Source organism: Ignatzschineria indica, assembly GCF_003121925.1.
GTDB lineage: Bacteria > Pseudomonadota > Gammaproteobacteria > Cardiobacteriales > Wohlfahrtiimonadaceae > Ignatzschineria > Ignatzschineria indica.
On the sequence record NZ_QEWR01000009.1, the window covers coordinates 14,299 to 39,869 of the forward strand.

Genomic DNA, 25,571 nt, shown 5'->3' on the forward strand with positions numbered 1-25,571 from the left:
AGGGGTTTTGTTTTTCAATGAGTTCTGATGAGTTCTAATGAGTTTAGTAGAGGCGGCTTGTTGTAGTGGTATCCCTTCTCTGTAGATGTATATAGATGGATTCAGCTCTTTATGTGTTAGAGGTTGATAATCTCTGCTCAGTAACAATAACGCATGGCGCATAATCACATTACACAACTATTTTGATTCTTCGATATCTTTTGTTTGACATTCTGAAAATATCGGGTATAGTAATGATCTTAGTTAAGCGCCCATAGCTCAGCTGGATAGAGTACCTGGCTACGAACCAGGCGGTCGGAGGTTCGACTCCTTCTGGGCGCGCCATACAGTAAACCCCTTACTTTCGAGTAAGGGGTTTTATTTTATTGATCAATTTTGAATTGAATCTATTTTGCTACTTGATTAAGATCTTCTTTAGGGGTTGGGCGAATGATCCATCGATTAGCTATCACCGTCATTTGCTTCCTGCCATTGCTATTGTTGGAATAGTGGGGCAATGCCATAAGATCTTTTTGAATGACGATGATGCGATTATCAGTAATACTCTATCAGGCTAAAAGTAAAATACTAAAAGCGAGGAGTAAGAGTGATTTATCTTTCGATTAATTCATATTGATAGTGAGGGCGATCGCCAATACGGTAATAGATAAAGTCTTTTTGATAGCTATCTAAGAATTTTTGTCGAGCTTCTGCACTCTCAAACCATCTTTCCGCCTTAAAGTCAGGTCCTAGAAGATTTTCACGCATAAAAGTTGCATTAGGGGGTAAAGTCATTCGAACGCCATATTGTTTACTCATAATTGATCTCCATCTTACAAATTTGATTACTTAATCTTCGATTCTATCGGGTCTGTTGAAAGCTTCATTTTTGACTGGAAGCTTAATCTTCGTTTTAATATTTGCATTTAATATTCGTTATTAATATTGGTTTTTCCTATTGGTTTTAATACCTATCTGCTTTTCACTTATCTCTTTTCGTATAGGGCTAATATTAGTTTAAGATCGGTCGATATTTCAATAATGTTTTCAGCTCATTTTTCAGTAGCGCTACTGTTGAAGGATGTTGCAATCTATTGATTAACCACCTGTCATCGACATGATTCGTTTAATTTTAGTTGCATCTGTTCTAAACTCATGTTTTTGCGGCTTAAGATCGATCGCTTCTCTGATCGCTTTTTGTAACTCTTCATCACTACAATGATCTCTAAGCATCTCCCTTAATGGGTAAGCCTCCTCTTGTCCGAGACACATATAGAGGGTGCCATCGACGGCGAGACGAACACGATTACAGCTATCACAAAAGTGTTGACTCAATGGGGTGATTAATCCAAAAGTGAAAGAACCATCTGGCGATTGGTAATATCGAGCAGGCCCCTGTCCGAGTTTTTGTGGTGCATCTACTAAACCATATTTAGCTTTTAAGGTCTCTAGCAGTTTTGTGAGATCTTTTCCTTCTGTACTTTGTCCGGTTATTCCCATTGGCATTGCTTCAATCAAGCGAAGAACTAAGCCATTATCGATACAGAATTGGATCATTTTGTCGATATCCTGATCATTGATTCCAATCATCGGTACCATGTTGATCTTAATCATTTTAAAGCCCGCATCGATTGCGGCAAAGATTCCTCTTTTAACTTTATCGATACAATCATTGCCTGTAATTTGGTGGACAGTGAGAGGATTGAGTGAATCGAGGCTAATATTAAGACGGTCAAGTCCCGCCTCTTTTAGGGGTTTTGCTAGGCGTTCGAGTTGTGTTGCGTTTGTGGTCATAGAGAGATCTTTTATGGTGGGGATCTCTTTCATTCGTGCAATGAGCTCGGTGACATCCTTTCTTAAAAGAGGTTCACCGCCGGTGATGCGGTAGTGATCGGTTCCCATTGCTGAAAAAGCTTTAACAACGCGAATAATCTCATCAAATGTGAGCCAATTTTTATTGACCTCAAAACCTTTAAACCCTTTAGGGATGCAGTAGGTGCAGCGAAGGTCGCATCGATCTGTCACTGAGATTCGTACATAATCAATTTTACGACCAAACTGATCAATTAACATTTATTAAAATCTCCCTGAAATGGATTGCTCTTAGAAGTATTGAGAAACATTGTGATGGGGTAGATGATCTACATAATAAGTGGTGTTTAATAAGGTATCTCATCTAGCGCCATCTAGGATTGTTCTAGTGTGATCTCATGCTTAGTAAGTTCAATAAGTTTGCCTCTAGAGCGAGTTTTATAGAGACTCAGCTCTATGAGGGATCTCTTAAAAGAGCTATTAAAGATTGAGGTCTTTAATACATTTTGCAATTGTTTCGATCTTTTTCATCTGTGTGAACTCTTTTCGATAGACAAGTGCAACTTTCCGCGTAGGTACGGGCTCTGTAAATGGGATGTAGTGAAGTAACTCACTCAAATGATCATCTGTTAATGCATATTTAGGGAGTACTGAAATTTGATGGCCAGCTGCCACAATATTGCGAATAGTCTCAAGTGAGTGATGATGGGAGCTTGTTGCATTGATCTCTTTGCAGCGATCGAGTACTTGATCACGAAAGCAGTGACCGATATTGAGAAGCAGCGGATCATATTCATGAATCTCATCGGGTGAGATCACCTCTTTCTCATTGAGGGGATGCTCTTTAGGAGTTATCACAAAGAAAGGTTCTTCATAAAGCTCTATCACCTCAAAGGTTGGATCAGCAATAGGAAGCGCAAGAATTGCGGCATCGATCTCACCTGTCTTTAACATTGGGAGAAGATTGTCCGTCATATTTTCAAAGAGGTTGAGTTGTAACTCGGGTGCAGCTTCTCTTAAAAGGGGAATCATTCTAGGAAGAAGATAGGGTGCAATAGTGAAGATAATCCCGAGGTTGAAACGACCCTCTATTGAATCGGATTCTTTACTTAAAGAGAGCAATTCATCAACAAGCTCAAAAATTTTGCGAGCTTTGGGAAGTGCTTTTTCACCTTCAGGTGTAAGGAGAACCTCATTAGTGGTTCGTTCAAAGAGTGAGACATCCATCGAGGCTTCAAGGTTTTTTATCCCAATAGATAATGCCGGTTGAGAGATAAAACACTTTTGCGCTGCTCGGCCAAAATGCCGCTCTTCCGCAACCGCAATGAAGTAACGAAGTTCATTTAATTTCATGCATTATTCCCATAAGTAACATTAATGTAGTGAATGATTTACATACTAACATATTTGCATTAAGGTGATTCTAATTAAGCATAAATCCCATGTTTATCAGCCCTTGAAGCGCTCTTGAAATGTGAAAGATTGATCAGGTTACAAATTGCGCTAAATGGAGAAAAATGGGCTATAATGAGGGAAATTTCTTTCTTTTTAATTTCCTATTAATTTTAGACGACTTAAGTGAGCGATAACAATGAAACTAATCGATAAGTTTAGAGAGACGTCGGCACTCTATGGTGCAAACCAGACTTATGTCGAAGAGATGTTTGAATCATATCTCGAAGATCCAAGTTCTGTATCTGCACAATGGCAGGCCTATTTTGCCGACTTTAAAAATAGTCAAGGCGAGGATGTAGCTCAAGGACCTGTTAAGCGTGCTTTTGAGCAGATGCGTCACCAAGGGGTGCGAGTGCAATCTGCGGGTGTGGATGAAGCACATCTTGAGAAGCAAGTTGCAGTACTCAATTTAATTGGCGAATATCGCCGTAGAGGGCATCAAGTAGCAGACTTATGCCCTCTTAATTTACGTGATATTCCTAATGTGCCTGAACTCAATCCCGGTTATTATGGTTTAACTGAAATGGATATGGGCACAACCTTTAAAACAGGTGGACTAGCGGGCAAATCAGAGATGACGCTTCGTGATATCTTAGATGTTTTAAAGAAAACGTATACCGGCCATATTGGTGCTGAGTTTGAGCATATCACTAAAGATGCAGAGCGCGACTGGATTAGAACGCGTTTAGAAGAGGTTCAAGATCATTATCGCTTAAGTGATGAAGAGCGTATTGAGACCTTAAAAGAGTTGATCTCAGCAGATGGATTAGAACGTTATCTTCATACTCGTTATGTTGGACAAAAGCGCTTCTCATTAGAGGGTGGAGATGCTTTAATTCCGATGCTCCATGAGATGGTCGTAGGTGCTTCCAATTTTGGTGCGGAAGAGATCGTGATCGGGATGGCTCACCGTGGTCGTCTTAATACCTTAGTTAATATCTTAGGAAAAGCTCCTAAACAGCTTTTTGCAGAGTTTGAGGGCGTTCCAACCTTCTCGAAAGGTTCCGGTGACGTAAAATATCATATGGGATACTCCTCCTCCGTGATTGCATCGCCCGATAATCCTCCTGTGCATCTTGCGCTTGCATTTAACCCTTCTCACCTTGAGATTGTAAATCCTGTTGTGGAAGGATCTGTTCGTGCACGCTTAGAGCGTCGTATTGAGCCAGGTACACCAACAGGACATCTCCCATTTAATACAGTGCTTCCTGTATTAATTCATGGTGATGCTGCATTTGCAGGGCAAGGAATTGTTCTTGAGACGCTCCAGATGTCTCAAGCTCGTGGTTATACAACCGGGGGAACAGTTCATATTGTTGTCAATAACCGTGTTGGTTTTACAACATCAAATCCGCTAGATGCGCGTTCATCTGAGTATTGTACTGATGCGGCGAAGATTGTTCAGGCACCTGTTTTACATGTGAATGGTGATGATCCTGAAGCGGTGAAGCATGTGATGCAATTAGCATTAGGCTATCGTAATACCTTCCATAAGGATGTTGTGATCGATTTAGTCTGCTACCGTAAATTAGGTCATAACGAAGCGGATGAGCCAAGTGCAACACAGCCGATGATGTATAAGAAAGTGCGTAATCATAAGACTCCAGCACGTATCTATGCAGATCGCCTTATCGCTCAAGGATTGATTACGGAAGAAGACTTTAAAAACTTCACACAAGAGTATCGCGATAAGCTGGAAGAGGGTACTCCTGTCGGGTTCCCAACTGTTGAATCGATCAATAGCTCTTATATGCAAAAATGGGAGAAGATCTCAAAAATGCATGATCGTTTTGATGAAGAGGGACCTGTCGTTCCTGAAACAGGTGTTGTTCCTTCAAGAATCACCGAACTTACCCGTATTATGAATCAATTACCTGAGAGCTTAAAGCTTCATAATCGTGTTCAAAGAATTCACGATAATCGCCTTAAAATGGGTGAAGGTGAGTTAGAGATCGATTGGGGCTTCGCTGAGATTATGGCGTATGCAACACTTCTTGAGGAAGGTTATCCTATCCGTATTACGGGGCAGGACTCAGGACGTGGAACATTCTTCCATCGTCATGCGGTCTACCATAATCAAGAAGATGGAAGTAGCTATATCCCACTTCAACATCTTACGAAAGATCAAGCGAACTTTACCGTTATTGACTCTATTTTGTCAGAAGCAGGGGTCTTAGGATTTGAGTATGGCTATGCATCGACTGAGCCGAATGCACTTGTTATTTGGGAAGCGCAATTTGGTGATTTTGTCAATGGTGCACAGGTCGTTATTGATCAGTTTATCGCATCAGGTGAGACAAAGTGGCGTCGCTATAATGGTTTAGTGATGTTGCTTCCTCATGGATATGAAGGTCAAGGACCTGAGCATTCATCGGCACGTCCTGAGCGTTTCTTAGAGCTCTGTGCAGAGAATAATATGAGTTTTGTTGTGCCGACAACGCCAGCACAGGCTTTCCATATGTTCCGTCGTCAGATGCATCAAGATTATCGCAAACCATTAATTGTGATGTCACCTAAGAGTCTATTGCGACATCGTCAAGCAGTGAGTACTTTAGAAGAGCTAGCAACCGGTACTTTCCGTTCAGTTCTATCAGAGATTGATGCTATTGATGCGGCGAAGGTCGATCGTGTGGTGATCAGTGTTGGTAAGATCTACTATGATGCAAGAGATCGCAGAGCAGCGGTGAATGATGAAAAAACAGCGATTATCCGCCTAGAAGAGATCTATCCATTCCCAGCAGTGGCCTTAGCGACAGAATTAGCGAAATATCCTAATGCGAAAGAGGTGATCTTCTTGCAAGATGAACCTAGAAATCAAGGATATGCAACCTTTGTTTATCCACATTTAATTGAGTTGTTAGGCGATAAACATGCATTACGATTTGTGACTCGTCCGGCAGCTGCTGCGCCGGCAGTAGGATATAGCCATGTTCATGCAGAGCAGGAGAAAGCGCTTCTTGACGCAATCTTTCCAACCGAGTAATGATTGATTGTCGATTAGGGGGCTCCTAGTGGAGCTCCTTACTTATCAACAGTTATCAACAGAATTAAAAGCTTCATTAAAAGTTTATATAACAGTTATATATTTACATAGGAGAAAATCCATGAGTGTTGAAATTAAAGTTCCAGTATTACCTGAGTCAGTTGCTGATGCATTACTCTCTGCTTGGCATAAACAAGTAGGTGAGTTTATTGAAGAGGGTGAGAACCTTGTTGATCTTGAGACTGACAAAGTGATGTTAGAAGTTCCTGCAACAGTGAGCGGCGTTCTTAAAGAGATCAAAGTTGAAGAGGGTACAGATGTTACAGAAGGAACTGTTTTAGCAATTATCGAAGCAGGTGAAGCGCCTAAAGCAGAAGCAGCGCCTAAAGCAGAAGAGAGCAGTGCGGTAGCCGCTGTTGAGAGTGATGAAGAGGTGGGAATGTCACCAACTGTTCGTCGCTTAGTTGAAGAGAATAATCTTGATATTAGTAAGATCCCGGCAACCGGCAAAAATGGGCGTCATCTTAAAGAAGATATTGAAAACTTCTTGAAAAATGGTGGTGCGAAAGCGGCACCTGCAGCGAGTAAAGCAGCGCCAGTTGCTTCTGTTCCAACTGGTGAGCGTGTTGAAAAGCGTGTACCGATGACACGTCTTCGTGCCCGTATTGCAGAGCGTCTCCTTGATGCCACAAATAGCACGGCAATGTTAACAACATTCAACGAGATCAACATGGAACCTGTGATCTCGATGCGTAAGAAGTATCAAGATCGTTTCACTAAGACCCATGGTGTAAAACTTGGTTTTATGTCTTTCTTTGTTAAGGCAGCAGTTGAAGCACTTAAGAAGTATCCAGCTGTGAATGCTTCGATTGATGGTAATGATATTATCTATCATGGTTATTTCGATATCGGTATTGCTGTCTCTTCACCACGTGGTTTAGTCGTGCCGATTATTCGTAATGCAGATCAATTAAGCCTTGCTGATATTGAGAAGCAAATTATTGAATATGCAACAAAAGCGAAAGAGGGTACTTTAACTATCGAAGAGATGACAGGCGGTACATTTACAATCACAAATGGTGGTGTATTTGGCTCTATGCTCTCAACGCCGATTATCAACCCACCACAAAGTGGTATTTTAGGTATGCATAATACTTATGAGCGTCCAATTGTTAAAGATGGCCAAATTATTGCAGCACCAATGATGTATGTTGCTCACTCATATGACCACAGAATCATTGATGGTGCTGAAGCAGTTGGATTCTTAGTCTCAATTAAAGAATCAATCGAAGATCCAGCAAGTATGCTTCTTGAACTCTAATCAGTGAAGAAGTAATAGAACTTTAGTGGGTAGTAACAATTATAGAGATTAGAGAAGATCCTTTATTGAACTTTTATCGATAAAGGATCTTTTTCCAAGGAGAATATTTTATGGCGAAGAAAGAATTTGATGTCATCGTAATTGGTGGTGGTCCTGCAGGTTATGTTAATGCCATTCGTGCAGCACAGTTAGGTTTAAAAGTTGCCTGTGTTGAAAAATGGATTGGCAAAGCAGGAAAGCCTGTTTTAGGTGGAACCTGTCTTAACGTAGGTTGTATTCCTTCTAAGGCACTGCTTGAGTCATCTGCACTCTATGAAGAAGCAAAAGATCATGGTACAGATCACGGTATCTCTGTTGAAGGGATCAAAATGGATCCTAAAGCGATGATTGCTCGTAAAGATAAGATCGTATCTGAATTAACAGCGGGTATTTCAATGTTATTCCAAGCGAATAAGGTTGAGTGGCTACAAGGTACAGGAAAGTTACTAAAAGATAATGTTGTTGAAGTTACTGACCATGATGGCAAAGTTGAAACCTATAAAGCGAAAGATATTGTTTTAGCGACCGGCTCAGTACCAATGGATATTCCATCAGCTGTTGTTGATAATAAGCGTATCTTAGATTCTGAAGGGGCACTCGATTTAGAAGTTGTACCAAAACGTTTAGGTGTGATTGGTGCCGGTGTTATTGGTCTTGAGATGGCAAGTGTTTGGTCTCGTTTAGGTGCTGAAGTTGTCATTTTTGAAGCGATGGATAAGTTCCTTTCAGCAGCTGATCAACAAATTGCAAAAGATGCTGCAAAGCATTTTAAGAAGCAAGGTTTAGATATTCGTCTAGGTGCGCGTGTTAATGAGTCAGTCGCAACGGATGATGGTGTTACTGTTAAATATAGTGACAAAAGTGGTGAGCATGAAGAGAAGTTTGACTACTTATTAGTTGCTGTAGGCCGTAAGGCGTTCACAGATGGGATTGTTGATGAGTCTGTAGGTCTTGAGATGGATGGACGTTTAGTCAAAGTTGATGATAAATGTCAGACCAATATTCCTAATGTCTGGGCGATTGGTGACCTTGTTCGTGGACCTATGTTAGCGCATAAAGGTTCTGCAGAAGGTATTGCTGTGGCGCAACGTATTGCGGGTCAATATGCGCGTGTTAATTATGATGCAGTTCCATGGGTGATCTATACCCATCCTGAGATTGCATGGGCAGGTAAAACTGAAGAGCAGTGTAAAGCAGAAGGTATTGAAGTGATCACAAGCTCCTTCCCATTTGCGGCATCAGGACGTGCGAAAGCGATGGGCGCAACAGAAGGTTTAGTTAAAGTCATTGCCGATGCAAAAACAGATAAATTATTAGGGGTACATATTGTTGGACCTAATGCATCAGAATTGATTCATGAAGCTGTTATTGTTCTAGAGTTCGGTGGTACATCGGAAGATATCGCAAGCACAATGCATGCGCATCCAACACTAGCAGAGAGTGTTATGGAAGCAGCGCATGGCATTCATAAAAGCGCAATTCATATGATGAATCGAAAATAATTGGAAAGATTTGGGCGAGATATCGAAGTATTAAGAGGATTAAGATCTAGGATTAAGTATTAAGCATACGATTCTGATATTGACTTCATCTTGATTTATCTCTTCCAAGAGTGAATATATCATCTATAATTAGCACTACTTTTTGATCATAAGAGGTAGTGCTTTTTTATTGACCATCATAATCTATTATTCATTTCCCCTCTTTTTGCTCCTATTTCGCTCTTTTCTAATAAGAGAGAAGCGCTGTAGAAGCATAAAAATGGATTTCTCCATTAGTTATTGCCAATTCAGAATTCGATATTTCTGATATTAAGCATGAAAATGGACTGAAATTAGAGATAGAAATAATATTAGGGTTTGTTTTAATCGATTGATTTTCAACAGGATTTTATCCATAATGAGGTATTGATTAATAATAGAGCAAAAAAAGTGTGAGATCTGTTTGACATACTTTAGGGTTCATACTATTATAGTCACCTGTTCACGAGGAGAAGCTTCCAAGAGAATAGATTTAGTCCCTATCGTCTAGCGGTTAGGACACTGCCCTTTCACGGCGGCAACCGGGGTTCGAATCCCCGTAGGGACGCCAAATATCGAAGCCTACTGATTATATCAGTAGGCTTTTTTGGTTTCTAGAGGTATTCATTTATATTGTATGCATTGATATTTAATAAGTGATATTTAAGTGATATTTAGTTAGTAAGTAGATCTATCTGGATCTATCCGGATCTATTACAGAGCTGATCTCGATGAGATGAGATATATGAGATGAGATATCAGAAATAGGAGAGTTATAGATGGCAAAAATTTTTATATGTAAAGTGGATGATCTTACAGCAGGAGAGATGCGTAAGTTTGAAACGGAAATTGGTGAACTCCTTGTCTTTAATCGAGAAGGGGAATACTTTGTAACGGATGATCAATGTACCCATGCAACAGCCTCTCTCTCTGAAGGTGATTATTTTGATGACACGATCAGCTGTCCATTGCATTGGGGAGAGTTTAATATTATGACAGGGGAAGCAACAGCGGCTCCTTGTAAGAAACCACTCCGTACCTATCGTGTCTTAGTGGAAGGCAATGAGGTCTATATCGATAGTGAATTAGAGGCAGAGGCTGCAATGCTTAAATAGAGGATCGGTAGAAGATCGTCATAGATCGAGAAGTTGGTAAACCATAGAATGGAACAGAAGAAGAGCCTAAAGGGCTCTTTTTTTATTTCTCTCTAGATCATTAAAATGATATTGGAGATTGTACAAAATAGAAAATAAAGGGTATATAAGAGATAGGGCTATAGTAAGTCTTTAAGTTCGATAGTAGTCGAATAAGATGACAAGATTGAGTATCAGTTTTAACTCATTCTTATTGAAGTTTAGTTTTAAAGCGGAGATGTGATAGGAATCGGTAGCGCGTTGAGATTGGGAGACTAATCTTAAATTTGATGATCAATAAATCAATAATAAAAAAGAATCATGAAAGAGAAATGATCGAAAAGGTCGGAAAGATCAGTAGCGCTATTAGAGGTTGATCACATTATCCTATTTTATGTGGGTGGTGCCCTTAACTTTAGGAGGAGAAGATGTTTACATTTATAGGCGGTATATTACTGCTCATTATAGGTTACTTCACTTATGGAAAGTATGTAGAGAAGGTTTTTGGGGTTAAAGAGAGGCCTACACCGGCATATACGAGTAGCGATGGTGTTGACTACGTACCGATGAATACGGCTAAAAACTCATTGATTCAGCTGCTCAATATTGCCGGCGTCGGTCCGATTTTTGGCCCGATTTTGGGAGCACTTTATGGCCCCGTAGCTTTTATCTGGATCGTCTTTGGTTGTATTTTAGCCGGAGGAGTTCATGATTATTTAACGGGAATGATCTCGATTCGAAATCGTGGGGCTCATCTTCCTGAACTTGCGGAAAAGTTTTTAGGAAAATCGATGCGCCATATTGTCAATGCCTTTGCCTTACTGCTGCTTGTTCTTGTAGGAACGGTGTTTGTTTCGGCTCCAGGACAGTTACTCTATGATCTGATGGGCGGTAAAGTTGGTCTCGCAATTATTGTGGGTATTATCTTTATCTACTATGTTTTAGCAACGCTATTGCCGATCGACAAGATTATTGGGCGCTTCTATCCTTTCTTCGGGATGCTTTTAGTTTTAAGTGCTATCGGTATTGGTGTTGGTTTAGTTGTTACAGGGCAGGCGGGTAATATTCCTGAATTGACTTTAGATAATCTTCATCCTGGTGGCCTTGCAATTTTCCCACTTCTATTTTTAACAATCTCTTGTGGGGCGCTTTCAGGTTTCCATGCAACGCAATCGCCTATTATTTCACGTACAACTAAGAATGAAGGGCATGGGCGAAAAATTTTCTACGGCATGATGATTGCAGAAGGTGTTATTGCAATGATCTGGGCGGCGGCAGCGATGGCGATGTTCTATGATCCAGCGGCACCTTTTGGCGAGGGATTAAATGCGGTATTGAAAGAGGGTGGTCCGGCATTAGTCGTTAGTAAAGTGGCTGTTATGATGTTAGGTGGTGTAGGAGGAACAATTGCGATTTTAGGTGTGATTATCCTACCCATTACCTCTGGTGATACAGCATTTAGAAGTGCAAGAATGATTATTGCGGATTATCTTAAGATTGGACAAGATAAGGTCGGCAAGCGTCTTTGGATTGCTCTTCCAATGTTTGTTATCTCTGCTATTCTTCTTCAGCTCGATTTTAATATTTTATGGCGTTACTTCTCATGGGCGAATCAATCGACAGCAGTGATAGCGCTCTTTGTAGGGGCGATGTATCTCTATATTGGTGGTAAGAATTACTGGATCTCACTATTGCCGGGAATTTTTATGTTATTAGCGACAACTACCTATATTTTAGAGCAACCGATCGGCTTTGGTCTCTCGACAGAGATCTCTCAGATCGGAACGGTGATTATCTCAATTGCGCTTGTTGCTCTCTTTTTCTGGCAAGCAAAACGACAAAGAGCATGTGGACTGCCTTTAGAAGAAGATTTAACAGGTTGGGATGGCACGATGAAAGAGGGTGGTTATGATTTCACCTGTAAAGGCTTATAATCTCTTATATCCTATGATCACGACTTTAAGCGCACTTTAATTGAGTTTTAGAGTTTTAATAATGTGAATAGTAGAGTAAAGAGTATTAGATATGTATTAGATAAAACTCCCGGATAATTCTGGGAGTTTTTTCATGAGAGAAATGGGAGAAATGAGAAGGTGCGAGGAGGAGATATGAAGATTGTGATTGCTCCAGATTCATATAAGGAGAGCTTATCTGCTCTTGAGGTAGCACAATTGATTCAAAAAGGGTTCTCTCGCCACTATCCAATGGCAGAGTATCATTTAGTGCCGATCGCAGATGGTGGGGAAGGGACGATCGATGCAGTGATCAGAGCAACTCAGGGGCAAAGAGTGACGCTCTCCGTAATGGGGCCGTTAGGTCAGCCGGTAGAGGCATCTTATGCAATTACTGGTGATGGAAAGAGCGCTGTGATTGAGATGGCAGAAGCTAGTGGATTAGCGCATGTTTCATTAGCGCAACGAGATCCGCGAATAACAACGAGCTTTGGAACGGGTGAGTTGATCAAAGATGCATTAGCGCGAGGCATTCGACATATTATTTTAGGTTTAGGGGGGAGTGCGACTAATGATGGTGGTGCCGGCATGTTAGCGGCGCTAGGTCTACAGTTTTTGGATGCAAAAGGGAATCTACTCCCTTTAGGAGGACTCTCTTTAAAAGAGCTCACCTTTATCGATAGTAGCTATTTTGATCCGGCTATTAAGGAGTGCCATTTTGAGGTTGCTTGTGATGTGGATACTGTATTGATAGGAGGGCAGGGCGCTTCAGCAATTTTTGGTCCACAAAAGGGTGCAACGGCGGAGATGGTTTCTCAGTTAGATAATGCGCTAGCCCATTATGCAAAGATCGTTGCGCAGACATTAGAGTGTGATGTGCAAGCTATTCAAAATCATGCAGGAAGTGGTGCTGCCGGTGGAATGGGATTTGCTGCTCTCACTTTTCTCCAAGGTAGATTGAGTCCGGGGATAACGCTTATTTTGGATCTGATCAATTTTGAGGCATTGATCGCCGATGCCGATCTTGTTATTACCGGAGAGGGAAAAATAGATCGACAGACTCTACATGGTAAAGCGCCAATAGGGGTTGCAAGGATCGCTAAAGCACATAATATTCCGGTCATAGCGATCGCCGGCAGCCTTGGAGATGGGGCTCATCTTGTAAAAGAGTCGGGAGTTGATGCACTTGTGAGTATTCTCAATTCTCCTTGTACGTTAGAAGACGCCTACCTAGAGAGTAGGAAGAATCTTGAGCAAACGGCAGAGAATGTAGCGGCAATATTAAAAGTCGGTAAGATGTTATAGATCATCTATTAGAGTTCTCTATCAGGATTATCTGTCAAGAGCCCCTATCAAAACAAGAGGAGAGAGAAATGTTAGAGACATTTGGGTTGGAAATCACGATTTTTATTAAACTAATCGTAGGAATGATCGGTGTTCTTCTCTATCTGCGCGTATCGGGTAAATCACAAATGTCTCAGATGACGCCGGCAGATATCGTTAGCTCCTTTGTGATTGGCGCAATCGTCGGAGGGACAATCTATGCACCTAATCTTTCTGTCTGGTATATGATTTTTGGCCTTATGGCCTGGACTGTCGTGAGTTATGCGCTCCATCTATTGACTAAAATCCCCTTCTTTTATCGGCTTTTTTATGGTTCGGTCACCTTTATTGTGAAAGGTGGGGCATTGCAACTTGATGAGATGCGTCGTAATAAAATGGATGCTGAACAATTGACTGCAAAATTGCGAGAGCAACGTATTTTTAGTCTGATGGATGTTGATGATGTGAGATTAGAGACAGATGGGCAGATGACAGTTTTTCTTAAGACAGAGAAAGTGCGGGGATTTCTCTTAATTAGCGAAGGCAATATTTTAGAGGAGAATCTTAAAGATGCCGGCAAGAGTGAGGCGTGGCTTCAGGAGGAGTTGGGGAAAATAGGGATTCAGGAGATAGAGTCTCTCTATTGTGTTGAGTGGACACCGGGTCGTGGCGTGATGGTAGTTGATGACAAGGGTAAGACGATAACTGTTACAGAGTAGGCAGCTGTAGAATCACCTTCTTGAAAATAGATCTTGAAGGTGATGTACGGTGATAGATTGCGTTACCTGTTTGTCTCTACTCTTTTTTGATTAAACATCTCTTGAACAAAATCGACCTCTCCCGTCTCTACTTTATAGAAAGCGCCGACGATACCGATCTCCCCTGATTGATACATCTCTTTTAGAACGCTACTTTTATCGAGAATATGCTCAATGGTGTGTTCCACATTATGAAGTGCCACTCTATCAACTGCTTCTTTAGAGGCGATGTCGATCCCTTGATGCGCTTTTTTAACATGTTCAATGGAGGGTTTTACTTTGGCCAAAAGATTGGTAAGGTGCCCTAGTTCAGTTCCTTTACAGGCTCCTGTAATTGCTCCGCAGTGAGTATGTCCAAGCACAACAATTAATTTTGATCCTGCTAATTTACAGGCAAATTCCATCGAACCGATAATATCTTCATTAAGAACATTGCCGGCAATGCGAACGCTAAAGATATCGCCTAAACCTTGGTCGAAGATCAACTCGGCCGAGGTTCGGCTATCGATACAGCTGAGAATAATGGCAAAAGGAAACTGTCCCTCTTTTGTTTCATTCACTTGTTCTAAAAGATTGCTGTGGGCCTTTAAGTTAGCAACGAATCGTTTATTCCCCTCTTTTAAGAAGGAGAGGGCTAGCTCGGGTGTTATGGATTTTTGGTCTTCGATATTATGTAATCTCATTCTTCAACTTCTCTCTATTAAGGTAGAATCACCAGAAGTGGATATAAGGTGATTAACAATTACTCAGTCTACCTTGGTTTAGATTGAAAAAAGAGTAAGTGAAAATTATTCTTACAGAAAATGATCAATTTTTAGGCGACATTTGAGGCTATCTCTTTGAATCAGAAATAGGAAGTAGAAAAAGTTAAATCAGCTCTTTTTTGCTAGAACTTATAGTGAAAAGAGGTGAAAAGGATTCTAGCTTAGTAGATAGATGAGGTAGTAGAGGCCAAAGTAAAATGCCACAATAACCACCAATGAGAGTGCCACAATTGTGGCAAGGTAGATTATCTTAAAGAGTATCTTTTTAAGAATAGATTGAGATTGAATCTCTTTATTTTTATGATATTTCGTCATGTGGTGATATCCCCTCAATTTTTGTAATGATTATTATTTAGAGAATGGAAAGCATGACACTTATTCTCTTTGCCGGGCTTTGGTTATGCTCAGCTTAAACTCTTAAAAGTTTCTATCGCTCTGAGGCGACTACTTTTTAGATCAACAATGGCATGCTTTTGCACTTTATGAATCTGTCTATTATCTAAGTGGGCTAATTCCGGACACCATTGACGAATAAAATCTCCATTGGGATCAAATCGCTCAGATTGGGTGACAGGATTAAAGATTCTAAAATAGGGCACGGCATCTGTTCCGGTAGAGGCCGACCACTGCCAACCTCCATTATTTGCAGCAAAATCACCATCAATGAGATTCTGCATAAACCAAGCCTCCCCTTTACGCCAATCGATCAAGAGATTTTTGGTAAGAAACATTGCGGTAATCATACGCCCACGATTATGCATCCAACCAGTTGCTTTCAGTTGCCTCATAAAAGCATCTACTATAGGGATGCCGGTCTCTCCATTTTTCCACGCTTCAAAATCGGCATCATTCTCACGCCATTGAATATTTTCTGTCTTTTCTTGGAAAGCTCTATTTCTGGAGACTTGGGGAAAATTCCACATAATATGGTAGTAGAACTCTCTCCAATAGAGCTCATTCATCCAAGTTAAAACCCCTTCATCTCCCGCGTGAAAATCACCTTCATTGATCATCAATGCTTCTTGAAGGAGGGTTTTAACGGAGATCACACCGAGTGCGAGATAGGGTGATAGACGACTCGTTCCTTCAATGGCAGGAAAGTCCCGGCGAGCATGATAGCGGAAAATATCTTCCTTTAAAAAGTTCTGAAAAACCTCAAAAGCGGAGTCTTCACCAGCTTGATAGGCTAAACTATCAAATGCCTCATAAGGATTAACAGAGAGATCATCGCTTGTAATATCGAGCTTATTTTGCGTAGGAATTTCAAAATGATTCTCAAAACGTTGATATTGCAAAACCTCGATTAAGCGTCTTTTGAAGGCGGTAAAGACTTTGTAAGGTCTATTTTCACCATTTAAGATGGAGCCTAACTTTACTAAAGTTTTATCATGGCAGAGGTAGATATCTAAGAGATGTTTCTTTAATTGTCGATAAACCGCTCGATCTCTTGCAACCTCATTGACGCCAACTTCATGATTAAAATAGAGCGAGGAGATCTGATAATTTTCCATCAATTGCAGTATACGCGTCGGAATCTCTGCCCAAGAATCAACTTCTACGATCTTTAAAGGGATATTCTTACTCTCGAGTGCTTTTTGCAATGCTTGTAAGTTTCGCCACATAAAAGCGAGTTTCAGCTTCGCATCATGATGCGCTTCCCATTCTTTATGAGAGACAATAAAAAGTGCAACTGTTTCCTGATTTTCAGTCGCCCTATAGAGCGCCTCATTATCATGAACTCTTAAATCAGATCGAAACCACATTAAAGATCGCATAATAGCTCTGAATCCTATTTAAAATGAGAAGATGGGATAATTAAGGAATAGACTATAACCTTCCGGTAGTTTATGCGAGGTTTTTATTAAAATCTGCAGGCTGATCAATCTGTAGGTGTGAATAATAATTTTTTATTTTGTATTTGATTTTTATCCGTTTTTATAGGTTGTTTAAAAAGCTCTTAGAACGATTTTTAAAGTTAATTATATCTAATAATTTTATTATTGAATTGGTTTGTTTGTATCTACCATTTTTCTAAAAAACTCTAAAGCTACTGGCATCCTATAATATCTGCTCGCGGTTAATAAAAGAGGCTCAACCTCTTTCTCGACTGCTGATAAACCATTAAAAATATCAGGTTCAGAAATATTATCTACAAATAATTTTTCTAATAAATCTTTCGCTTCTTTTGTACGACTTGGCACTAAATCTGAATCATTTTTCCAAAATAAATCTGTCACTGCTAGTCCATGTATATCTTGATTTGTAAAAAAATTATTTTCAGAAGTTTCATCAGGCACCCATATTTGCCATGTTGATTCAGATAAAATTTCCTTCTGAATTTCTTTAATATCATTATATGACTCTCTTTTTTCCAATAATGCAAACATTAATAATAAATATGGATATAAAAAACTTGCTGCAGTAGCATCTTTAAAAAATTCCTCTTTTTCTGTTTTATATATTTCTTTGTTAAAGTAAAAATATAAACTTTCATAGTCAGAATATATGCATGGATGTAAGTTTTTATGGTCTAAGCACCAAATTATTTGAGATAACATCTTTTCTAACCAAGCAGAAATAAAATTATCAGCGGTAATTAATTCATTTTTTGTGCAAAATAAATAAACCAACGAAATTTCTATAAAATTCCAATCTGATACTGGGCTATTTAAGATAGGATTATGCTTTATCACATTACCAATAGTCTGATGAATATTTTTCATTTCTTCTAATATTTGGAGATCTTTATTGCTTTGAATATATACTCTGTATTTCCACAAGCCCAACATAGCTAAACGACCTATAACATCATATAGTTTTTGATTTAAAGCTATAGGACAGTCTATCTTTGTACTTAAAGATAATTCAAACTCCTTATGAGAAGATAATTCAATTTTTTGAAAATATTCAGCTGATATTTCACAATGTAAATTGATCAACTTATCATATATTTGGCTTATTTCTTTCTGTGCTTTTTTTGATCCTCTATAATCTTGTTTAATAACATCCCAAACGTGCAACAGAACAAACTCTGAGGAAAGATAACTACTTTCAATATTATTCTCTCCCTTGCCCCAAATATAAAGAATCCATAAAGATAAATATAAACGTCGTAAATTTTGCAAAACTCTTTGATCTTTTGATTTTTTTTCCTTTACTACTTTCAATTCATCCAATAACAGTAATGTAATTTTTTTAAAATATTCATGTGATTGATCCGGATGATCAAATAGTGCTAATGATTTTCTTAATAAAGATCGAATCAACTCGATATTCTCAGCATCCCCATGAACAATAGACTCATTTAATAAAAATTTTTCTATGTATAACGCAAGTTTTTCACCATTCCAAATCTCAATTTCCACATTTGGATTTTTATTCATAATTACAGAAAAAGCAGAGGTACAGTTCTGATGCACATTTTCTGCAATCTCACCACCCACACAAACTATAATCTTTATTGGTAAGTCTTTGTGCTCACTTGCAATTTTAGCAGGGATATAAACATCTATGATTTCATTTACAGAAGGCCTAACATCCTGATCATTTCCTCCATCCCAATTCTTTCTATCTAAATTTCCTGACTTAACTGTAAATAACCATAGAGATTCTTGAGAATCATCATCTAATTTACCAACCGCAGGAATATCAACACCATCTTGCCTCACTCCAATCATTGGCTTCGTTAATACGTTAAATCCCATTTGTAGCAACAATTCAGGCAACAAAGCATCTAATTCTTTTCGCTCTTTCAAGCCATTTAAATATTCTCTAATTATTAATTTCATATCTCGCCTCCCAATGAATTGTTCTTAACACGTGTAGGAATTGCCTTGTTTCAACTGGAGATACAATTTTTAAAATTGGAAGATCAATTTTGACAGAACTAGTATTAAAAATACTATCAGCAGATGCTGTTACATTATAAGTTTGTCGAGAACCTCTCCCATACAAAATCAAGCTTTTAGAAAATAAATTATTAAACACAGATTGTTTATTGATTTGTTTATTCACTTTAATTCTTTGTCGATTTTGTTCAGAAAAACGTAGCTGTTTATTGCTTATATCTTCAAATAATTCTCTGTGATATTGTAATGACTCTATAAATATCAAGTATTCTTGACTTTCTTTTTGAATATTACTTATCGTAGAATCAAGGGATTCGGATGTATTTTTTTTAATTTTTTTTAATATACCTTCTATAGCATAAGGATAACTAGGAATAAACAGTTTCTGAATATGTAATTGAATTTTTAGTATCGATTTTTGATCAATATTTAAATCCAAAAGAGATAATAAAAAACTTATTACTATATTGGGATAAAGATAAAAGGTACCACAACAATGATCAATTAAATTAAAAAACATCGACTGATCTTGTTCCTGCTCTTCTAATAATGAAGCATCAAAATTTGAAGTCGCATCTAATGCAACACCATAAAAAATATCATCAGCAATATAAATTAACATCGGATTTTTACTGAGTAGCCAACGCGTCATAAGCGCATCTTGCAACTTACAATATTGGATCATTTGATAAAAATCCTGAAGTTGATCACCCTGAATTTTATTGCTTATTAATAACTCTTCTATCAGTTTTATATAAGTTAAACGACAACTTTCAGATGCAAGAAAAGAATAGTTGTTTAATAGCAAGATATTTAAATTTTTTTTAGTCGGATAATCTAAAATTAACTTTGAATATTTCTTCCAAACACTCGAGCTTATATTACTACAAAAAAATCTTAATTTGTCTAGAAGCTCAAGATGTCCTTCGTCATTAAACTTTAATATGTAGTCAAAGATATCTAAAAAAAACTCTTCAGCATCTTGTGGATATGAATCATAAATATGGCTAGCTACATAAAGTATTTGAGATAGCTCTTTATCCATATCTGACAAACTAGATTGTCGTTGTAATAACAACTGTGTTATGGCATTTAATTTATCAAAACCCAAATTTTCATAATCAAAAACAAATAAAATATTACTACAAGCAATAAATAACTCTGTATTGCATAAACTGAATAAATTAACGGCCAACTCATATGCTTTGCTTGCATCAATTTTTAAATATGCTTGAAATATGAAATATGTATATTCATATAATTCAGAATTATTAATTGCATCATTATATAGTTTATCCAATTCTGTTATTGTTTTTGTTTCCAAAGCATTGTTCAATAATTCATACAATGAGTAATATTCATATCTCTGCTCACAAATTGTTTTTAAGTAGTTAATAATAGAAACTACTTCATCATAGTTGAGCGAAATTTCTTTTATCACTTCCAAATATTGCATAACTGCAAAAGTATTATGATCATTTGATTTATTCAAGACATCACTAATATTATTAACAAGATCAATAGTACTATTTTTATGCAGTTCTATTAATATGCCCCGATAGCTCTTATTATCGCTATACTCCTTACTACTAAGGAATTCTCCTAAGGTTTTATCCTCATAATGTTTAATGAAAATTTCTTCCATTCAATTAACCTCGTATAAGTTTATAGGCATCTATCTAGTATTTATTTTTTGATTAAATATTAATTAATACATTAACTTTTTTAATGAATAGTGGCTATACTAAAATTAGTTTTACAAGGATATATTTTCTATCAAAGCGATTTAAGTAAACAACAAAGCCCGCTAAATAGCGGGCTTTCACAATCATGATTGGTGGAGGCGGCGGGATTTGAACCCGCGTCCGAGAACTATCCATTCTTGGTACTACATGTTTAGCCGTATCTTTAATTTAACTTCACATCGTCCGATCGGCAGGAGATGCAAAGCTGTTCTAAGTTAAGTTTCGCAAAATACCCCTTAGAAATGATATTTTACTATTTCGTTTAAGTTGACTGATGATAATACCGAACGAACACAGTATTATGATCAGTTAGCAGACTAAGCTGCTAAAGCGTAGTTGTTATCGTTTGCAACTATACAATTTGCCGCGTTTTTACAAGACTCTCGACCATCTTGACATGCACCTCAAACTTCAACATCCCCGTCGAATCCAAGAACGCCCCCGTTTAAGTTGATAGGCTATTATAGCGAATCGCTTGGTTTTATGCAATATTCAATGATTTAGTTTCTATTTAGCTTCTAATTTAGCTTTTATTACTGAGGTCAGGATTCTTTTCTAGAAGCTCTTTAAGCGCAAGCTCCGCAGGTAGAAATTGTGCCATGCTAGGATCTTGTAGAAGCTCAATGGCTCTTGGGAGATCTTTAGGGCTGCCGGGACGTGATTTCATCAAAAGTTTTACCAGTTCTAAGCGCGCAGCTTGATGATTTCCGGCGATAGCTGCTTCATAAAATCGAGCTGCTTTTGCTGCATCTGTGCCGATTACAACATCATTTGCATACATATAACCTATTTTAAAGAGTAATTCACTATTCTCTTTTGTGGGGGGTAATTTTAGAATTGTTTCTTCTAGTTTTTTAATTTCTGCTACTGCTTTAGGCTCTTCTCTTCTTGAGAGGAGAAAATAGCGGAGAGCGAGTGCTCTATCAGTTGTGGCCTCTCCCTTCTCAAGTTCGATTAATCCAAGATAGAAGAGAGCACGATTATATTTTTTATCGGCTGCCTTCTGTAGATATTTTGTCGCTTTTTGATGATCTTTCGTAACATATTTACCTTCATAATAGAAAGTACCTAAGCGGCAGAGTTCAATACGATTATTGAAGGCTGCGGAGAGTCGTGTAAATAGATATTCAAGCATAGTTGTTAATGTCGTTACTGTAATTGATTGTCGTGTGGAGTAGAAAGTGTATCGCGCTCTTCTCTAGCTTATTTTGTAGAGTAACTTTTTAGTACGAGCTCATAGCGTTTTCCTTTTTCATAATAAGCGATTAATGCCGGGAGGAAGAGCTCTTTGGGTGCAAGACCTAATTCAACACGATCATCTCCTTCGCCACTTGCATAGAGGATAATAGGGGTTCTTTTACCATTAATATAACCCTCCTTCTCTCCCACTTTAACAAAAGGTGGGCGCTGATAAACCTTTTTACCATTGGTTGTCTGTATTTTTTCATTTAATGGCGCATGATTGAGTGTGGCTTGCCATGCTGTTGTGAAGAAATCTTGAGCTAATGTCGTCATCTCTGCCGATAGATTTTGTTCTCCTCGGCCGTAATGGATTTTTTTGTGAGTAAGGTCGAAGCGAGCACTTGCATAGTTTTTACCGCCTCTGATATCTGTAAATGAGTGGGTAATAAGACGTTTTCCATCAACACTTCCGACACTGGTAAACTCCATTTTTTTAAAAGGAATGTTGACGGTTGTTTCGAGGCGATACTCACCATTGCTGTGGGTGAAGGTCATAGAGGCCGGCACTTGAAATGGACCTACAAAGTTGAGGTGGACTTGAGCAGGTAGTGGTTCGGCGTGAACGGCATGAGTGAAGAGCGCAAAAAAAGATAGTGTAAAAATAAGTAGTAAGCGCATAAGCATATGGTCTGACCTCTTAAATATATAGGAAGGCTAAGCCATCCTTGTTATGATGAAATAGACTCAGTAATGAGTCATATTTAGAATCTATATAATATTATTATACTGCGAAGAGGAGATGCGCATGCAACCTAATTTACGTCAAAGACATTTTTTAAAACTACTCGATTTTTCTAAAGAAGAGATTCTCTATCTTGTAGGGCTTGCTGAGGAGCTTAAAAAAGCGAAGCGAGCAGGAATGGAGCAACGACGATTAACAGGCAAAAATATCGCACTCATCTTCGAAAAATCATCAACACGTACCCGTTGTGCTTCAGAAGTTGCTGCGGCGGATCAGGGTGCGACAACTAGTTATCTCGGGAGCGATGGGACTCAGATCGGTACAAAAGAGTCGATGAAAGATACCGCGCGAGTATTGGGAGATATGTATGATGCGATTTTATATCGTGGATTTAGTCAAGATGTTTTAGAGAATGAGCTAGCAGCTTATGCCGGCGTTCCTGTCTATAATGGTCTGACTGATGAGTTTCACCCAACACAGATGCTTGCCGATCTTTTAACCATGAAAGAGAATAGTGATAAGTCGATCAGTGATTTTAGTTATGCTTATCTTGGTGATGCGCGAAATAATATGGGAAATTCTCATCTTGTGATGGCTGCAAAATTAGGTGTTGATTTTCGTGTTGGAGCGCCGAAGCATCTTTGGCCAGAGGCAGATCTTATTGCCAAATGCCAAGAGCTCGCTAAAGTAAGTGGTGCGACATTGACATTTACGGATAGTGCCGAGGAAGCAGTCAAAGGTGTTGACTTTATCCATACTGATGTTTGGGTTTCAATGGGAGAATCTGAAGATGCATGGCGTGAGCGTATCGCTCTTCTACAGCCTTACCAAGTCAATGGTCAATTAATGCAAGCAACAGGAAATAAAAATACTAAATTTATGCACTGCTTGCCGGCATTCCACAATCGTGAAACTTCTGTTGGTGAGTGGATCTATCAAACATTTGGTCTTGATGGTGTAGAGGTTACAGAAGAGGTGTTTGAAGGACCTCAGGCTATTCAGTTTCAGCAAGCCGGTAATAGAATGCATACGATCAAAGCGATTATGGTCGCAACTTTAGGATAGATCTATTTAGGATCTAGTTTAGCTAACTGGTTAGCCATTTAATCTTTTAGATTATTATGTTGTGTAAAAAAATCTCGCTCCATCTAGATAAACCTGGACTGAATACCTGTAAATATCGATTGAAACATTTATCAACTGTTTCTCTGTTATTTACATCAAGTATTCAAGCGCTCAAGGACTCAAGGAGATGGGCGAGATCTTTTGTATGAGATTCTTTTCTAGAATCTCAACTCTATCTATTCAACTCTCTATTGCTCTCTTAAATACTAGTATTAAGACGACGGAGAAGTTCACTCGCTTCTGCAGGCGGATAGTTTTGGACAATATTTAATGCGCGTGGAGCGATACGATCCCCTTGTACCGCAGCTTGTTGGAAGAGGCTACGAGCTTTCTCATAGTCAGCGGGGAAGTCAGCTCTATTTTGTGTATAGAGCATACCTAAGCGATAAGCAGCATGTGGTTGGGTCGGCGCAGCAAGTTGATAGTAGTGTGCCGCTGCCGGAATATTAACAATTGTTCCTTGTCCTGCTTCTAACATTGTTCCTGCGTTAAGTGCAGCTCTACTATTCCCTGCTTGTGCAGATCTTTGGAAGTAGTTGAGTGCAAGTTCTGGGTTTTTGGCAGCCCCTTGTCCACTATAATAGATCATTCCAAGGTTATAGAGAGCGTTAGCGTTTCCTTGCTCTGCTGCTTTCTCCCAATAATATTTCGCTTTTGTTAAGTCTTGGGGAACCTCGGCACCTTGAGCATATTTGTTGCCAAGATAATATTGTGCATACATATCCCCATGATCGGCATATTGCGGTAGCTCAGAGGCGGAGAGTGTTCTCATCTTCTCTATATGCTCGGGGGAGATCTGTTTTGGGGTACTGCTTTGAGTTGTTGAATTGTTCAATGACAGACAGCCCGTCAGGAGAGTTGCTAATAATATAGGAGCAAGTGTGCGCTTGATCATAATTTAAAATCCTTTACGAGTAGATGAGATAAAATAATGTTTATTTAGTTTAATTTAATATAAGTTAGCTACAGTTTAACTTAATTGTCTAAGGAGTTCTTCTGAAATTAAAATCAGTCACAAGATAATTTCTTGAAAAATAGATTGAGTTATCAGGAGACTTCTCATAATCCTTAGGCTATCTGTTCAGTCAGAATTAAAGAGAGGGAGAGGGATAGGGGAGGGTGATCAATAGAGAAATAAAAAACTTTCAAAAAAGAGTTGCAAATAAAAATGAAAGGGGTAAGATACACCACTCATTCAGACGGCAACGTTGAAGATGATTCGGTAGAAGCCCAGTTCTCTAGTAGTTTCTTTGCTTCTCTCTTTAAAGTTTAAGTTCAGTTTTTAGTAGTCTTTAAATTGAATCAGTGCTTAAAAAGAGGTCAAAAATAAAGTTGACACGAGCGAATCACTTCTGTAATATAGCTCGTCTGCTTAGGGCGGTAAGAGATTCAAGTTTGATTCACTTTAACCCTAAAGTTCTTTAACAAATTAATCTTAAGTAAGTTTGTATGGGGGCTTGTATTTGTTTGCGTGAGCAAAAGAATAGAAGTCTAACCAAACAATTCCAGCATCTATTTTTTTATAATGGAAATAGAAGCAGTAATTGAGCAGTAACGTAAGTTACATGGTTAGATCGAAAGATTTAAACATTATAGAGATTAAACTGAAGAGTTTGATCCTGGCTCAGATTGAACGCTGGCGGTATGCTTAACACATGCAAGTCGAACGGCAGCACGAGGAGAGTTTACTCTCTTCGGTGGCGAGTGGCGGACGGGTGAGTAATGCATAGGAATCTACCTTTTAGTCTAGGATAACTACCCGAAAGGGTGGCTAATACTGGATGTGGACTACGGTTTAAAGCAGGGGATCTTCGGACCTTGCGCTAAGAGATGAGCCTATGTGGGATTAGCTAGTTGGTGAGGTAACGGCTCACCAAGGCGACGATCTCT

At 38.8% G+C, this 25,571-nt stretch carries 19 protein-coding genes, 2 tRNA genes, 1 rRNA gene and 1 other RNA gene; 11 read left to right on the forward strand and 12 right to left on the reverse strand.

What is annotated here, in order from left to right:
• Positions 1 to 247: 247 nt before the first annotated feature.
• Positions 248 to 324: transfer RNA gene (locus DC082_RS10345), tRNA-Arg, on the forward strand.
• Positions 325 to 591: 267 nt separating this feature from the next.
• Here the strand turns inward: DC082_RS10345 and DC082_RS10350 are convergent.
• The 3 genes from DC082_RS10350 to DC082_RS10360 all read right to left on the reverse strand — a co-directional run bounded on the left by DC082_RS10350 (position 592) and on the right by DC082_RS10360 (position 3,144).
• Positions 592 to 798 (reverse strand): hypothetical protein, encoded by a 207-nt coding sequence (locus tag DC082_RS10350; protein ID WP_109236899.1) that lies wholly within the window; start codon positions 796 to 798, stop codon positions 592 to 594.
• A 279-nt stretch (positions 799 to 1,077) separates the two neighbouring features.
• Positions 1,078 to 2,052, reverse strand: coding sequence for a GTP 3',8-cyclase MoaA (moaA, locus tag DC082_RS10355; protein WP_109236900.1), 975 nt, complete (start codon positions 2,050 to 2,052; stop codon positions 1,078 to 1,080).
• Between the two features lie 219 nt (positions 2,053 to 2,271).
• The gene (locus DC082_RS10360) at positions 2,272 to 3,144 is read right to left on the reverse strand and encodes a LysR substrate-binding domain-containing protein (RefSeq protein WP_094568519.1); all 873 of its coding nucleotides are present in this window, start codon (positions 3,142 to 3,144) and stop codon (positions 2,272 to 2,274) included.
• 238 nt (positions 3,145 to 3,382) lie between these two features.
• Between DC082_RS10360 and DC082_RS10365 the strand changes: the two genes are divergently transcribed.
• The 8 genes from DC082_RS10365 (at position 3,383) to DC082_RS10400 (ending at position 14,236) form a co-directional block, all read left to right on the forward strand.
• Positions 3,383 to 6,229, forward strand: coding sequence for a 2-oxoglutarate dehydrogenase E1 component (locus DC082_RS10365; RefSeq protein WP_109236901.1), 2,847 nt, complete (start codon positions 3,383 to 3,385; stop codon positions 6,227 to 6,229).
• 121 nt (positions 6,230 to 6,350) lie between these two features.
• Positions 6,351 to 7,550 (forward strand): 2-oxoglutarate dehydrogenase complex dihydrolipoyllysine-residue succinyltransferase, encoded by a 1,200-nt coding sequence (gene odhB, locus DC082_RS10370; RefSeq protein ID WP_109236902.1) that lies wholly within the window; start codon positions 6,351 to 6,353, stop codon positions 7,548 to 7,550.
• A 110-nt stretch (positions 7,551 to 7,660) separates the two neighbouring features.
• Entirely contained in the window at positions 7,661 to 9,091 is a 1,431-nt protein-coding gene (gene lpdA, locus DC082_RS10375) for a dihydrolipoyl dehydrogenase (RefSeq protein ID WP_109236903.1), read from the forward strand.
• 514 nt (positions 9,092 to 9,605) lie between these two features.
• Positions 9,606 to 9,680: transfer RNA gene (locus DC082_RS10380), tRNA-Glu, on the forward strand.
• Positions 9,681 to 9,888: 208 nt separating this feature from the next.
• Positions 9,889 to 10,224 (forward strand): non-heme iron oxygenase ferredoxin subunit, encoded by a 336-nt coding sequence (locus DC082_RS10385; RefSeq protein ID WP_109236904.1) that lies wholly within the window; start codon positions 9,889 to 9,891, stop codon positions 10,222 to 10,224.
• A gap of 446 nt (positions 10,225 to 10,670) precedes the next feature.
• A complete protein-coding gene (locus tag DC082_RS10390; RefSeq protein ID WP_109236905.1) occupies positions 10,671 to 12,176 on the forward strand; it encodes a carbon starvation CstA family protein in 1,506 nt (501 codons plus the stop codon).
• Between the two features lie 174 nt (positions 12,177 to 12,350).
• Positions 12,351 to 13,499, forward strand: a complete 1,149-nt coding sequence (locus tag DC082_RS10395) for a glycerate kinase (protein WP_109236906.1) — start codon at positions 12,351 to 12,353, stop codon at positions 13,497 to 13,499.
• Between the two features lie 68 nt (positions 13,500 to 13,567).
• On the forward strand, positions 13,568 to 14,236 hold the full coding sequence (locus tag DC082_RS10400; RefSeq protein ID WP_109236907.1) for a DUF421 domain-containing protein: 669 nt from the start codon (positions 13,568 to 13,570) through the stop codon (positions 14,234 to 14,236).
• Positions 14,237 to 14,298: 62 nt separating this feature from the next.
• Here DC082_RS10400 and DC082_RS10405 read toward each other — a convergent pair whose 3' ends face one another.
• The 8 genes from DC082_RS10405 to DC082_RS10435 form a co-directional block, all read right to left on the reverse strand.
• Positions 14,299 to 14,958, reverse strand: coding sequence for a carbonic anhydrase family protein (locus DC082_RS10405; RefSeq protein WP_109236908.1), 660 nt, complete (start codon positions 14,956 to 14,958; stop codon positions 14,299 to 14,301).
• A gap of 237 nt (positions 14,959 to 15,195) precedes the next feature.
• Positions 15,196 to 15,354 carry a hypothetical protein gene (locus tag DC082_RS10870; RefSeq protein WP_157957459.1) on the reverse strand — a complete coding sequence of 53 codons (159 nt, stop codon included), beginning with the start codon at positions 15,352 to 15,354 and terminating at the stop codon, positions 15,196 to 15,198.
• Positions 15,355 to 15,443: 89 nt separating this feature from the next.
• Complete coding sequence (locus tag DC082_RS10410; RefSeq protein WP_109236909.1) at positions 15,444 to 16,814, reverse strand: cryptochrome/photolyase family protein; 1,371 nt, start codon at positions 16,812 to 16,814, stop codon at positions 15,444 to 15,446.
• A gap of 222 nt (positions 16,815 to 17,036) precedes the next feature.
• The gene (locus DC082_RS10415; RefSeq protein ID WP_109236910.1) at positions 17,037 to 18,827 is read right to left on the reverse strand and encodes a hypothetical protein; all 1,791 of its coding nucleotides are present in this window, start codon (positions 18,825 to 18,827) and stop codon (positions 17,037 to 17,039) included.
• Positions 18,811 to 20,532 (reverse strand): hypothetical protein, encoded by a 1,722-nt coding sequence (locus tag DC082_RS10420; protein ID WP_109236911.1) that lies wholly within the window; start codon positions 20,530 to 20,532, stop codon positions 18,811 to 18,813. Before DC082_RS10420 ends, DC082_RS10415 begins: the two co-directional genes overlap by 17 nt.
• Positions 20,533 to 20,722: 190 nt before the next feature.
• Positions 20,723 to 21,075, reverse strand: a transfer-messenger RNA (tmRNA) gene (gene ssrA, locus DC082_RS10425).
• Positions 21,076 to 21,155: 80 nt separating this feature from the next.
• Positions 21,156 to 21,767, reverse strand: a complete 612-nt coding sequence (locus tag DC082_RS10430; RefSeq protein WP_109236912.1) for a tetratricopeptide repeat protein — start codon at positions 21,765 to 21,767, stop codon at positions 21,156 to 21,158.
• Positions 21,768 to 21,835: 68 nt separating this feature from the next.
• Positions 21,836 to 22,498 (reverse strand): hypothetical protein, encoded by a 663-nt coding sequence (locus tag DC082_RS10435; RefSeq protein WP_109236913.1) that lies wholly within the window; start codon positions 22,496 to 22,498, stop codon positions 21,836 to 21,838.
• A 121-nt stretch (positions 22,499 to 22,619) separates the two neighbouring features.
• On the opposite strand from DC082_RS10435, the gene argF reads away from it, so the two are divergent.
• Positions 22,620 to 23,621, forward strand: a complete 1,002-nt coding sequence (gene argF, locus DC082_RS10440) for an ornithine carbamoyltransferase (RefSeq protein ID WP_109236914.1) — start codon at positions 22,620 to 22,622, stop codon at positions 23,619 to 23,621.
• A 259-nt stretch (positions 23,622 to 23,880) separates the two neighbouring features.
• Here the strand turns inward: argF and DC082_RS10445 are convergent, their stop codons facing one another.
• Positions 23,881 to 24,576, reverse strand: coding sequence for a tetratricopeptide repeat protein (locus DC082_RS10445; protein WP_109236915.1), 696 nt, complete (start codon positions 24,574 to 24,576; stop codon positions 23,881 to 23,883).
• A gap of 706 nt (positions 24,577 to 25,282) precedes the next feature.
• On the opposite strand from DC082_RS10445, the gene DC082_RS10450 reads away from it, so the two are divergent.
• Positions 25,283 to 25,571, forward strand: a 16S ribosomal RNA gene (locus tag DC082_RS10450); the annotation flags it as partial.

Excerpts from the sequence above, each read along its gene's own strand:
- DC082_RS10350 (WP_109236899.1), bottom strand. The coding sequence starts at position 798 with ATGAGTAAACAATATGGCGTTCGAATGACTTTACCCCCTAATGCAACT.
- moaA (WP_109236900.1), bottom strand. The coding sequence starts at position 2,052 with ATGTTAATTGATCAGTTTGGTCGTAAAATTGATTATGTACGAATCTCA.
- DC082_RS10360 (WP_094568519.1), bottom strand. The coding sequence starts at position 3,144 with ATGAAATTAAATGAACTTCGTTACTTCATTGCGGTTGCGGAAGAGCGG.
- DC082_RS10365 (WP_109236901.1), top strand. The coding sequence starts at position 3,383 with ATGAAACTAATCGATAAGTTTAGAGAGACGTCGGCACTCTATGGTGCA.
- odhB (WP_109236902.1), top strand. The coding sequence starts at position 6,351 with ATGAGTGTTGAAATTAAAGTTCCAGTATTACCTGAGTCAGTTGCTGAT.
- lpdA (WP_109236903.1), top strand. The coding sequence starts at position 7,661 with ATGGCGAAGAAAGAATTTGATGTCATCGTAATTGGTGGTGGTCCTGCA.
- DC082_RS10385 (WP_109236904.1), top strand. The coding sequence starts at position 9,889 with ATGGCAAAAATTTTTATATGTAAAGTGGATGATCTTACAGCAGGAGAG.
- DC082_RS10390 (WP_109236905.1), top strand. The coding sequence starts at position 10,671 with ATGTTTACATTTATAGGCGGTATATTACTGCTCATTATAGGTTACTTC.
- DC082_RS10395 (WP_109236906.1), top strand. The coding sequence starts at position 12,351 with ATGAAGATTGTGATTGCTCCAGATTCATATAAGGAGAGCTTATCTGCT.
- DC082_RS10400 (WP_109236907.1), top strand. The coding sequence starts at position 13,568 with ATGTTAGAGACATTTGGGTTGGAAATCACGATTTTTATTAAACTAATC.
- DC082_RS10405 (WP_109236908.1), bottom strand. The coding sequence starts at position 14,958 with ATGAGATTACATAATATCGAAGACCAAAAATCCATAACACCCGAGCTA.
- DC082_RS10870 (WP_157957459.1), bottom strand. The coding sequence starts at position 15,354 with ATGACGAAATATCATAAAAATAAAGAGATTCAATCTCAATCTATTCTT.
- DC082_RS10410 (WP_109236909.1), bottom strand. The coding sequence starts at position 16,814 with ATGCGATCTTTAATGTGGTTTCGATCTGATTTAAGAGTTCATGATAAT.
- DC082_RS10415 (WP_109236910.1), bottom strand. The coding sequence starts at position 18,827 with ATGAAATTAATAATTAGAGAATATTTAAATGGCTTGAAAGAGCGAAAA.
- DC082_RS10420 (WP_109236911.1), bottom strand. The coding sequence starts at position 20,532 with ATGGAAGAAATTTTCATTAAACATTATGAGGATAAAACCTTAGGAGAA.
- DC082_RS10430 (WP_109236912.1), bottom strand. The coding sequence starts at position 21,767 with ATGCTTGAATATCTATTTACACGACTCTCCGCAGCCTTCAATAATCGT.
- DC082_RS10435 (WP_109236913.1), bottom strand. The coding sequence starts at position 22,498 with ATGCTTATGCGCTTACTACTTATTTTTACACTATCTTTTTTTGCGCTC.
- argF (WP_109236914.1), top strand. The coding sequence starts at position 22,620 with ATGCAACCTAATTTACGTCAAAGACATTTTTTAAAACTACTCGATTTT.
- DC082_RS10445 (WP_109236915.1), bottom strand. The coding sequence starts at position 24,576 with ATGATCAAGCGCACACTTGCTCCTATATTATTAGCAACTCTCCTGACG.